This is a genomic window from Roseobacter sp., assembly GCF_024639605.1.
Classification (GTDB): Bacteria; Pseudomonadota; Alphaproteobacteria; order Rhodobacterales; family Rhodobacteraceae; genus Roseobacter.
Map to the genome: position 1 here is coordinate 1 of NZ_JAHEHZ010000125.1, position 10,101 is coordinate 10,101.

12 protein-coding genes are annotated in these 10,101 nt (G+C 61.2%); 4 read left to right on the forward strand and 8 right to left on the reverse strand.

All coding sequences use genetic code 11. The annotated features are described in order from the left end of the window. Positions 1–37 precede the first annotated feature (37 nt). Together Q0M35_RS14385 and Q0M35_RS14390 are read right to left on the reverse strand one after the other, a co-directional pair. Entirely contained in the window at positions 38–1,228 is a 1,191-nt protein-coding gene (locus Q0M35_RS14385; RefSeq protein WP_295316493.1) for a biopolymer transporter ExbB, read from the reverse strand. A 75-nt stretch (positions 1,229–1,303) separates the two neighbouring features. Beyond that, the gene (locus Q0M35_RS14390) at positions 1,304–1,834 is read right to left on the reverse strand and encodes a gamma-glutamylcyclotransferase (protein WP_295316495.1); all 531 of its coding nucleotides are present in this window, start codon (positions 1,832–1,834) and stop codon (positions 1,304–1,306) included. 65 nt (positions 1,835–1,899) lie between these two features. Here Q0M35_RS14390 and Q0M35_RS14395 point away from each other — a divergent pair, with 65 nt between their 5' ends. Continuing rightward, positions 1,900–2,904, forward strand: coding sequence for a DUF2125 domain-containing protein (locus Q0M35_RS14395; protein ID WP_295316498.1), 1,005 nt, complete (start codon positions 1,900–1,902; stop codon positions 2,902–2,904). On the opposite strand, the gene Q0M35_RS14400 is transcribed toward Q0M35_RS14395, so the two are convergent. From Q0M35_RS14400 to Q0M35_RS14415, 4 genes are read right to left on the reverse strand one after another with little or no spacing between them, the layout of a single operon-like run. Further along, positions 2,901–3,734, reverse strand: a complete 834-nt coding sequence (locus Q0M35_RS14400) for an extensin family protein (protein WP_295316500.1) — start codon at positions 3,732–3,734, stop codon at positions 2,901–2,903. The two genes, Q0M35_RS14395 and Q0M35_RS14400, sit on opposite strands and share 4 nt — an antisense overlap. Further along, entirely contained in the window at positions 3,731–4,654 is a 924-nt protein-coding gene (locus Q0M35_RS14405) for a prephenate/arogenate dehydrogenase family protein (protein WP_295316502.1), read from the reverse strand. Before Q0M35_RS14405 ends, Q0M35_RS14400 begins: the two co-directional genes overlap by 4 nt. Beyond that, a complete protein-coding gene (gene hisC / locus Q0M35_RS14410; protein ID WP_295316504.1) occupies positions 4,651–5,736 on the reverse strand; it encodes a histidinol-phosphate transaminase in 1,086 nt (361 codons plus the stop codon). The genes Q0M35_RS14405 and hisC overlap by 4 nt, the downstream gene beginning before the upstream one ends. 44 nt (positions 5,737–5,780) lie before the next feature. Beyond that, positions 5,781–7,199: a saccharopine dehydrogenase NADP-binding domain-containing protein gene (locus Q0M35_RS14415; protein ID WP_295316506.1), complete on the reverse strand. Its 1,419-nt coding sequence runs from the start codon at positions 7,197–7,199 to the stop codon at positions 5,781–5,783. 49 nt (positions 7,200–7,248) lie between these two features. Between Q0M35_RS14415 and Q0M35_RS14420 the strand changes: the two genes are divergently transcribed. Then, positions 7,249–7,560: a hypothetical protein gene (locus Q0M35_RS14420; RefSeq protein WP_295316508.1), complete on the forward strand. Its 312-nt coding sequence runs from the start codon at positions 7,249–7,251 to the stop codon at positions 7,558–7,560. After that, the gene (locus Q0M35_RS14425; protein WP_295316510.1) at positions 7,526–7,930 is read left to right on the forward strand and encodes a class I SAM-dependent methyltransferase; all 405 of its coding nucleotides are present in this window, start codon (positions 7,526–7,528) and stop codon (positions 7,928–7,930) included. Before Q0M35_RS14420 ends, Q0M35_RS14425 begins: the two co-directional genes overlap by 35 nt. A 67-nt stretch (positions 7,931–7,997) precedes the next feature. On the opposite strand, the gene rpsD is transcribed toward Q0M35_RS14425, so the two are convergent. Both rpsD and Q0M35_RS14435 read right to left on the reverse strand, forming a co-directional pair. Then, complete coding sequence (rpsD, locus tag Q0M35_RS14430; protein ID WP_169641490.1) at positions 7,998–8,618, reverse strand: 30S ribosomal protein S4; 621 nt, start codon at positions 8,616–8,618, stop codon at positions 7,998–8,000. 135 nt (positions 8,619–8,753) lie between these two features. Beyond that, on the reverse strand, positions 8,754–9,326 hold the full coding sequence (locus Q0M35_RS14435) for a DNA-3-methyladenine glycosylase I (RefSeq protein WP_295316513.1): 573 nt from the start codon (positions 9,324–9,326) through the stop codon (positions 8,754–8,756). Positions 9,327–9,458: 132 nt separating this feature from the next. Here Q0M35_RS14435 and Q0M35_RS14440 point away from each other — a divergent pair. Next, positions 9,459–10,101 (forward strand): EAL domain-containing protein (locus tag Q0M35_RS14440; protein ID WP_295316515.1); only part of this gene is annotated, 643 nt, incomplete at its 3' end.

Below are 10,101 nucleotides of genomic sequence, written 5' to 3' on the forward strand. Positions count from 1 at the left end.
TGAAACCGAGCACCTGTGCGTCGCGAGAGCGCCATGATCAGCTGCCCTCAGAACCCGGGGGGCGCACCGCAGGGCGCGGGCGGCGCGGTCTGATCGCATCCGTCAATTTTGAGATGTCCATACGCAGCTCGGACATGCTTTCCTGACGACCGGCGGAGATTTCTTCGAGAATGCGCAGCATCTGCACGTCGATCGACCGAAGGCGCATCCGGCTTTCAGCGTCGATACCATCGCCGCCCTGCCCCTGCGCCTCAATGAGCGCAATGAGCCGTTCCTGCCCGGCGGCCACGCGTTCCAGCGCTGTTACGGATTCGTCAGGGCTGGCAATCTGCTGACCGAGTTTCTCAATTGATCCGACAACGGCATTCATCTGGTCATCGACCGCCATGCTGCGCTGGTCAGCATGCAAAAACATCTGCTGCAGCGCGTCCATCTGGTTGGCCATATGATCGACCACACTGGCCATTACATGCTGATCGCCACCGCCCTCATCGCCGGAGGAAAATCCGACGCGGGTGATGCTGCTCAGCCACTCTTCAAGTTCGCGGTAAAACCGGTTCTGCCCGTGGCCGGCGAAAAGCTCCAGCAGCCCCACGATCAGCGATCCCGCGAGACCGAGCAAGGATGAGGCAAAGGCCACGCCCATGCCGCCCAGCTGAACCTGCAGGCCGCTCATCAGCCGGTTGAAGACCTCGACACCGCCTTCGCCTTCTTCGGGAGCGAGACTGCTGATGGTATCTACGATGGCCGGCACGGTGGTCGCGAGCCCGTAAAATGTCCCCAGAAGGCCGAGGAAAATCAGCATACTGACAATGTAGCGCGTGATTTCGCGGACTTCTTCGATCCGGGTCGCCACGGATTCGAGAATGGATCGCGTTGAGGTGGCACTGACCTGCATGCGCGCACCGCGCTGGCGCAGCAGCGAGGCCAGCGGCGCCAGAAGCTGCGGCGGCCTGATGCTGGCATCCAGAGTGTCCGTGGCGAAGCGTTCGATCCAGCGCACCGACCCGATCAGCTGTGTGACCTGGTAGAAACAGGCCACCACGCCGATCACAAAAACAAAGATGATAAAGCCGTTCAGGTAGGGGTTTGCCTCAAACACAGGCAGGACGCTCGGCAACGCCAGAAAGATGCCGAAGGCGGACAGCGCCAGGACGATCAGCATCAGCGAAATCTGACGCACAGGTTGCGAAAAGACGGGTCTTACTTCGGGGTCCGGCAACGCCATGCGTTCCTGCTCCTGACCTTTATTGTTCTGCTCTTGCGGCAGCTTACACCGAAAACATCAGCAAGCGCCAAGAAATTATGCCCGCAATGCGCGGACACGGTGGCTCAACCATTCCAGATCGGGGTCATGCAGGCCGATTTCGCTCAGATGGCGGGCAGTGTTGTAGAGATATTCATCATTGGGGCCCATCCCACCGCGCGCCCGCGCGATGATCTGCGCCTGCTCTTCCAGCGGCATGCCCCCGCAGTACTGCACATGTCCCGGGTTGATGACATAGACCAGCGCCGTGACGCGACGCCCGTCGTGCAGGTCAATGGCGAGGTCGCGCTCCATATAGGCCGAGGAGATCAGTTCACGCTCGCGCAGATAGGCCAGCGTTGTTTTTTCGCGGCCGGCGGCAACTGCCAGCGCGACCCCTTCGCAGGCATGCGCGGGGTCCTCATCGAGCGCCAGCACAAGGCCCGGGTCCTCTTCGGTGCCACGGTGATGGATGGAATGCATGCAGAATGACCGCGCATACCCGGGCAGTGTCGCCACCACCTGCTCGGCCACCTCAAATCCCGGATTCCACAAGAGACTGCCGTATCCGAATACCCACATTGTCATCGTGCTGGTTCTCCTCACTCGCTATGCGTAAACCTCAAATCGACGGTAAGGAAAAGGGGGTCGTCATGCGTCGTGTGTTGTGGCTGGCTGTTCTGGTTGTTGTGTTCTGGTCCGGTTGGTGGGCCTTTGCGGCGCTGTCACTGCGCGCGGGCATCTCCGACTGGTTTGAGCTGCGCCGGGCGGAGGGTTGGCAGGCGGACTATGCCGCGATCAGAGTATCGGGTTATCCTTTCCGGATTGATCTGTCTCTCAGCGCGCCGGCACTGGCCGATCCCGCAACAGGCGTTGCTGTCGAAGCGAGTGTGCTGCGGCTGACCAGTCCTGCGTGGTGGCCGGGCGAGGCGGATGTGATCTTTCCTGACGACAGGATCCTCCTGGCCAGCCCGGAGGGACGGTCTGCGGTATTGCTGGAAGACGGGCGCGCCGCGCTTCGCCTGAAACCAGGCAGCGCCCTGGAGCTTCGCGCGGTGCGATTTGGCGCGTCCTCCTGGACGCTGGAGGACCCCGCCGGCACCGTGCTGACGGCCGGGGCCACGGAAATGTCGATGATGCAGGATGAGGCGGATCCGGCGCGCTACACGATGCGTCTGAACGCCACCGGGCTGACACCCGGCCCGGGCCCGCGCCAGCGGTTGCGGGTCCCGCAGGACTGGCCGGTGGCGTTTGACGCCTTGGGGGCACGTATGCAGGTGCAGTTTGACCGGCCGTGGGACCGGCGCGCGCTTGAAGAACGCAGACCGCAGCCTCAGCAGATCAATCTGAGCCGTGCAGAAATCCGCTGGGGAGAACTGTCGCTTATGGCCAGTGCCGATCTGGGCATCGACGCCTCCGGCATGCCCTGGGGCACGGTACCAGTGCAGGCGCGAAACTGGCGCTCGATGCTCGATCTCGCGGTATCTGCAGGCACGCTTTCAGCGGATTTCCGGCCTCAGGTGGAACGCGCGCTCAGCGCACTGGCTGCGGCCGGTGGCAACCCTGAAAGGTTCGAAGTCACACTGACGCTGGAAAAAGGCCAGGTGCGTGTGGGTTTCCTGCCACTGGGTCCGGCACCGCGCCTCATACTGCGCTAGCGGCAGTAGGAACCGCTGCGATGACGTGCCGTGTCGAAGTGAAAATGATCTTCATGGAACCGGTCTGACTGCGGACCAAGCACCGTGCCGAATATGCCGCAGGCATCCCGGTGCATTTCGCGCAGAGGACGGAAACCCTTTTTGGAGTTCCAGTCGCGTTTGACCGAAATAACCGATCCGTCACTCAACCGGAATTCGGAAATATCTATTGCGCGGCCTTTGCCGTGCTCTGAAATGCGCGCGCCGGGGCGGTTGTTGCGCGGACGGCAGGCGTAATGCCCGACGATGCGCAGGTTGACGAGATCCGCACCACCTTCGGCTGCGACACGCGGGATGGCGGAGACACTGACAAAGTGGCGCAGCGTGCGGGCCGTTGTACAGTCCATCACCGCGGCGGGGCTCAGCGAAACGCCCGAAACCGAGCGCACCCGGACCGCCGAGGCGATGCCGCACCCCTTCACGCCCGAGGCGACCCGTCCGACGCTTTCCCCGAGAATATCCGGGTCTTCGCAGATCGCGCCGCGCGCTTTAAGCCGGGCTTTTTCCGTCGCGCGCTGTTCGAATTTGCGCGGTCTGGCTTGTGGTCTGAGGCTGCTGTCATCCTGTGCCGTGGCGGTCGCCCGGTCCCGGTCCTGCGTCTCAGTGGGGGCTGCACTGTCGGCGCGGCGGCCCGGTACGCTTTTGGCGGGCGGAGCCGGGGCTGGTGCAGGTGTTGTCTCGGTTTCGGTCACGGAATTTGTGACAGGGCGCAGTTCCGGGCGCGGAGAGGTATCCGGACCGGCCTGCGCGATCCCCGCCACCAGGACTAGGCTGAGTACCAGCCTGATCACGGCTGGCGGGGGCCCGCGCGCCCGAAATCAGGTGCATCGGTGTCCTGCCCCGCCTCGATGATACCCCGGCGGATCGCCCGGGTGCGGGTAAAATAACTGTGCAGGTGTTCTCCGTCACCGGTGCGGATTGCGCGTTGCAGCGCAAACAGCTCTTCAGTAAACCGCCCGAGGATTTCCAGCGTGGCGTCTTTGTTGCTGAGAAAAACATCGCGCCACATCGTCGGATCGCTCGCGGCGATCCGGGTAAAGTCGCGAAAACCACCGGCGGAGTATTTGATTACCTCTGAATCAGTGACGCGACCCAGATCATCCGCCACACCGACCATCGTGTAGGCAATCAGGTGCGGCGCATGGCTCGTCACGGCAACGACGAGATCATGATGGTCCGCTTCCATTTCGCTGACGTTCGACCCCAGCGCCTCCCAGAAGCTGCGCAGCTTTGCGGTCGCTGCCGGATCACTGCCGTCCACAGGCACCAGCAGGCACCAGCGCCCGTCAAAAAGCTCGGCAAAACCGGATTCCGGACCCGAATGTTCAGTACCCGCGAGAGGATGGCCGGGAATGAAATGCACGGCTTCCGGCAGGTGCGGTGCCACGTTGTTAATGACATCGCGTTTCACCGACCCGACATCGGTCACCGTAGCGCCCGGTTTCAGGGAGGATGCAATCTGCTTTGCCACGGCACCCATTACTCCGACAGGCACACAGAGCACCACAAGGTCTGCGCCTTCTACCGCCTCTTCCGGGCTGTCGCAGACGCGGTCGCAGAGGCCGATGCGGCGGGCGGTAGCCCGTGTTTCAGCGCTGCGTGCGTATCCTGTCACCTCGCCGGCGAGGCCGCCGCGCTTCATAGCCCAGAACATCGACGAAGCGATGAGGCCAAGACCAATCAGAGCAACACGGTTGTAGATGACGCTCATGTCGCTCCCCTGAAAGCTGCCAGCGCATCCAGAACGCGGGTCATGTCTTCGGCACTGCCCACCGTAATACGCAGGGCCTGGGGAAAGCCATAGCCTTTGACGAGGCGTACGAGAATGCCGGCTTTCTTCAGGTGGGCATCGGCCGCACGCGCTTCGGCCTCATCCGCAAAGCGGGCCAGTACGAAATTGGCGTGGCTGTCGTCACATAAGATGCCGAGCTGGCGCAGCCCGCCGGTCAGCCGGACCCGCTGTTCAGCGTTCTCGCGCAGGCATTTTTCGACAAAGGCCCGGTCACGCATCGCGGCTTCTGCGCCGGCCAGAGAAACAGTTGAAAGGTTGAACGGTCCGCGCACCCGGTTAAGCGTATCGATCACATGCTGCGGCGCAAAAGCCCAGCCGACCCGCAGACCGCCCAGTCCGTAGAGCTTGGAAAAGGTCCGCGTCATCACCACGTTGTCGCGTGCGGCCACCAGACCGGCACCCCCGTCATAGCCCTCAAAAAACTCCGCGTAAGCGCCGTCGAGCACGAGAAGGCAGTCCGCAGGCACCGCGTCTGCGAGGCGCGCGAGCTGATCCGTGCCGAGCGCGGTGCCGGTTGGGTTGGCGGGGTTTGCGATGTAGATCAGGCGCGTGGCCGGTGTGATCGCAGCAATCAGCGCCCCGACATCCAGGCAGCGGTCGGATTCCGGTGCCACAACCGGTGTCGCCCCCGCCGAAAGCGCAAAGATGCGATACATTGAGAAGCCGTGCTCGGTATAGAGCACCTCATCGCCCGGGCCGGCATAGGCCATGGCCAGCAGGGTCAGCAACTCGTCCGAACCCACTCCGCAGATGATCTGTCCGGCGGGCAGACCATGCACATCAGAGATTGCATCGCGCAGGGACGCGTGGTCTGTCGTGGGGTAGCGGTGCATGGTCTGCGCCGCCGCGGCCACCGCCTGCACCGCCTCAGGACTGCACCCGAAAGGGTTCTCATTGGAGCTCAGTTTCAGCGGATCGGACTGACCGTCGATCTTTGATGCGCCGCCCTGATAAAGCGCGATATCCATGATGCCTGGCTGCGGCCGGATCGCTTTGGTCATGTCGTTATCTCCTGTCCGGTTCCGCGTTCAGCGGCACCGGACTGTCAGCTGGCCAGCACATTTCGAAAAAGCCAGGGGTCGGTTTCGTCAATATCCTCGGGGAAAAGCTCCCAGCGGTCCTGCAGCGGTGTCCAGTCGGTATAATGCGCCTCCACCGGGCCCAGATAGGGCTTCTGCACCTCGAGGCAGCGGGCGTGGTCCATCTCGTCGGTCTCGACGATGCCGGCATGGGGATTTTCCAGCGCCCAGACCATGCCGGCGAGCACGGCGGATGTGACCTGCAGGCCGGTGGCATTCTGATAGGGCGCCAGATCACGGGTTTCGGCATTCGACAGCCGCGAGCCGTACCACAAGGCGTTTTTCTCATGCCCGTAAAGCAGCACGCCAAGCTCATCAATGCCTTCGATGATCTCGTCTTCTTCCATGATGTGGTGCACGGCCTGCTGTTTGCCGGAGCCGAACATCTCATGAAGCGACAGCACCGCGTCATCGGACGGATGATAGGCATAGTGACAGGTCGGACGGAAATCCGGCGCATCTGCCGGACCGACGGTATAGTAATCAGAGATCGATACGGCTTCATTGTGGGTCACCAGAAAGCCGAACTGCGGGCCCGGTGTGGGGCACCAGGTGTGCACGCGGGTAATCGCCCCCGGACGCTCCAGCCAGATCGCGGACTGACAGCCGGTGTCATAGCTGTGTGCGTTCTCCGGCATCCATGTCTCATGCGTGCCCCAGCCAAGCTCGGCAGGCTGAAATCCTTCCGAGATAAAGCCCTCGACCGACCATGTGTTTACGAAAGTGCCGCGCGGGCGCGGAATGGCGCGTGCCTGGGTGTCACGTTCTGCAATATGCACGCCTTTGACGCCAAGGTCTTTCATCAGCGCGCCCCAGCCCGCCCGGTCCGCAGGTGGTGTCGCATCGCGACCCGTGTCACGCGCCAGTGTCAGCAGTGCTTCTTTCACAAACCAGCTGACCATGCCGGGGTTGGCTCCACAGCAGGAGACTGCCGTCGTCCCGCCGGGGCTGGCAGCTTTTTCATCGCGCACCTTCTGACGCAGCGCGTAATTCGTACGTTCGGCGTTTTCGGTCGTTTCAAAGTAGAAACCCTCCCAGGGCTCAACCACCGTATCGATGTAGAGCACACCCAGCTCGCGGCAGAACTTCATGATATCAAGGCTGGAGGTATCCACGCTGAGGTTCACACAGAACCCTTTGCCATCTTTAAATATCCCACCCAGCACCTCGCGGTAGTTTTCCCGGGTGATCTTTTCCTGCAGGTGGCGGATTTTTCGCTGACTTAGAAAGGTATGCATATCCGCGTTGGGTTCGATCACCACCATCTGATCGGCATCATAGTCGAAATGCCGCTCAATCAGCGGCAGCGTGCCACGACCGATCGACCCGAAGCCGATGATGACGACCGGACCGTCAATGCGGCCATAATTCGGATATGCAGTCATTTCAGATCTCCCGCGTGGCACCCTGCCAAAGCCCGGTTGATGCAACAGCATGTCCCTCGCGTCAATGGCCGGCAGATTGTCGACGCAACAACGCTGTGGCATCGTTCCGGGCATGAAAGACCGCTCAGCGCATCTTGAACGCCGCTATGCCTCAGCCGCGCCGGTCTGGTCGGATAAAATGCGATTGCCGGGCTATTTCAATGCTTATCTTGACTCTTTGTCGCATATGTCGCCGGCGCTGGACCGCCCCGCGCGTGTTATCGATATCGGGGCCGGCACAGGCGCGATGGCAGAGGCCTGGACAGCCATCAGCGGATTGCCGGGAAATGGTGCTGCCCGATCCGTCACGCCCGATGCCTGAGGTGGCGGAGGCGGCCCTGAAACGGCGGGGTGTTACGCCCGGCCTGCGCGTGGAAGCTCTCCGGCCCGGCGTTCAGGAAGAGTTTGACGTGCTTCTGGTGTCCTATGTCATCGAACACTTTGATGACCCGGGGAGCGCGCTGCGTGACATCAGGCGACTTGCAGCACCCGGTGCGCGCCTCTGGCTCGTGGGTTCAAAGCCGCACTGGTGCAATGGGATCGTGTGGCTTCAGTGGCAACACCGGACGTTCCGGCGCACTGAGATAACAGGTCTGCTGCGGGGTGCCGGTTTTGAGGCCGAAAGCCTCTACAGCTTTTCCTCAGGCCCGCCGTCGCGCTCCAGTTTTGCCGTTCTCGCCCGCGCCACCTGAGCCCGGACAAAAAAAGGCCGCGCCGGGGATGCCGGCACGGCCTTAAATTCTGCAATGATCCTGCGCGTCAGTTTTTGGCGTAGAATTCGACGACGAGGTTCGGTTCCATCATCACCGGATAAGGCACATCGCCCAGTGCCGGGGTGCGCACGAATTTTGCGCTCATTTTGGAGTGGTCCGCTTCGATATAGTCGGGCACGTCGCGCTCGGGCAGTTGTGTCGCCTCGATCAGTGCTGCCATCTGCTTGGAGCGGTCACGCACTTCGATCACGTCGCCCTCTTTGACGCGGTAGGACGGGATGTTCACGATCTGACCGTTCACGCGCACATGCTTGTGGTTCACGAACTGACGTGCAGCAAAGACGGTTGCCACAAATTTCGCACGGTACACAACGGCGTCAAGGCGGCGTTCGAGCAGGCCGATCAGGTTCTCACCGGTATCGCCTTTGACACGCTCGGCTTCGCCATAGATGCGACGGAACTGCTTTTCGGTCAGATCGCCGTAGTAGCCTTTAAGTTTTTGCTTGGCGCGCAGCTGGATGCCGAAATCAGAAATCTTGCCTTTACGGCGCTGACCGTGCTGGCCGGGGCCGTATTCGCGACGATTTACCGGGGATTTCGGACGGCCCCAGATGTTTTCGCCCATGCGGCGGTCGATTTTGTACTTGGCAGACGTGCGTTTGGTCACGGCTGATCTCCTTCGGTATAGGGCCCCGGGGGGCGTGAAGGGCGTTGTCCTCTGGCCTTGCGACCTGACAGGCGATCCCTTGCGGGAGCCACCAACACCAATGAAGCCGCGCTTATACGCCCGTTCCGATCAGAGTCAACGCCCCATTGCCGCAATATCGGCATGACGGTGACAGGTGGTCAGGTGATCGTTCACCATGCCCACCGCTTCCATGAAGGCATAAACGATCACAGGCCCGCAGAATTTGAATCCGCGGGCCTTGAGATCCTTTGAAATCATCAGCGAAAGCGGGGTCTGCGCCGGGACTTCTTTCTGAGTCAGAAAAGCGTTCTGCAACGGCCTGCCATCTACATAATTCCATAAAAAACGATCAAAACCCTGATCAGCCTCGATCTGCTGCCAGACGCGGGCATTGCTGATCGTGGCCTCGATTTTGCCGCGGTGCCGGATGATGCCGGGGTTTTGCAGCAGAACGGCGATCTCCGCTTCGCCCCAGCCGGCGATCACGTTCGGATCGAACCCGGCAAAGGCCGCACGGAAATTGTCGCGCTTTTTCAGGATCGTAATCCAGCTCAGCCCCGCCTGAAATCCGTCCAGCACCAGCTTTTCCCAGAGCGCGCGGCTGTCATATTCAGGAACGCCCCAGTCGGTATCGTGATAGCGCAGATAAATCTCTTCGGGACCTGCCCAGTCGCATCGCGTGGTCATGCAATTCCGGTCTTTCGCTTTTTCGAACCATTTAAGAAGATCACAGATCAAATTAGAACAAAACAGGTATATTAATCTGATTTTAGGGGTTCGAGGGCAATGTCCTGCACGAATAACAAGCGAGGACCTGCGATGCCCGGAGACCGTAAAAAGATAATGGCGGATATGCCGCCCGGCACCGGCAGCCCGCTGGATTATGCGGTCACGCGACGCGACCAGCAGACCCTCGATATGGTGAAGGAAGCGATACGCCACAAACAGGTGCTGCTGGCCTATCAGCCGATCATGCAGGCCCGCGCACAGGACCGCGTTGCCTTTTACGAGGGGTTGATCCGCGTGCTTGATGAGACCGGACGGGTGATCCCCGCAGGCGATTTCATTGATGTGATAGAAAACACCGAGACCGGGCGGCAACTTGATACGCTGGCACTCGGGCTCGGGCTGCGCGCGCTGCATGAGAACCCGGATCTGCGACTGTCGGTCAATATGTCCGCACGCTCGATCGGCTACAGGGCCTGGAACAGGACCCTTGACCGCTGGCTTTCCCGTGATCCTACGCTCGCTGAAAGGCTTGTACTCGAGATCACCGAAGGCTCTGCCATGATGGTTCCGGAGCTCGTAGTGGATTTTATGGACCGGTTGCAGATCAGGGGCATCTGCTTTGCAATGGATGATTTCGGCGCGGGCTACACCGCACTGCGCTATTTCAAGGACTTCTGCTTTGACATCATAAAGATCGACCGCCAGTTCATCCAGGGCGTATCCCATTGCCCGG

Excerpts from the sequence above, each read along its gene's own strand:
- Q0M35_RS14420 (WP_295316508.1), top strand. The coding sequence starts at position 7,249 with ATGTCCCTCGCGTCAATGGCCGGCAGATTGTCGACGCAACAACGCTGT.
- Q0M35_RS14390 (WP_295316495.1), bottom strand. The coding sequence starts at position 1,834 with ATGACAATGTGGGTATTCGGATACGGCAGTCTCTTGTGGAATCCGGGA.
- Q0M35_RS14385 (WP_295316493.1), bottom strand. The coding sequence starts at position 1,228 with ATGGCGTTGCCGGACCCCGAAGTAAGACCCGTCTTTTCGCAACCTGTG.
- hisC (WP_295316504.1), bottom strand. The coding sequence starts at position 5,736 with ATGACCAAAGCGATCCGGCCGCAGCCAGGCATCATGGATATCGCGCTT.
- Q0M35_RS14415 (WP_295316506.1), bottom strand. The coding sequence starts at position 7,199 with ATGACTGCATATCCGAATTATGGCCGCATTGACGGTCCGGTCGTCATC.
- Q0M35_RS14395 (WP_295316498.1), top strand. The coding sequence starts at position 1,900 with ATGCGTCGTGTGTTGTGGCTGGCTGTTCTGGTTGTTGTGTTCTGGTCC.
- Q0M35_RS14435 (WP_295316513.1), bottom strand. The coding sequence starts at position 9,326 with ATGACCACGCGATGCGACTGGGCAGGTCCCGAAGAGATTTATCTGCGC.
- Q0M35_RS14425 (WP_295316510.1), top strand. The coding sequence starts at position 7,526 with ATGGTGCTGCCCGATCCGTCACGCCCGATGCCTGAGGTGGCGGAGGCG.
- Q0M35_RS14405 (WP_295316502.1), bottom strand. The coding sequence starts at position 4,654 with ATGAGCGTCATCTACAACCGTGTTGCTCTGATTGGTCTTGGCCTCATC.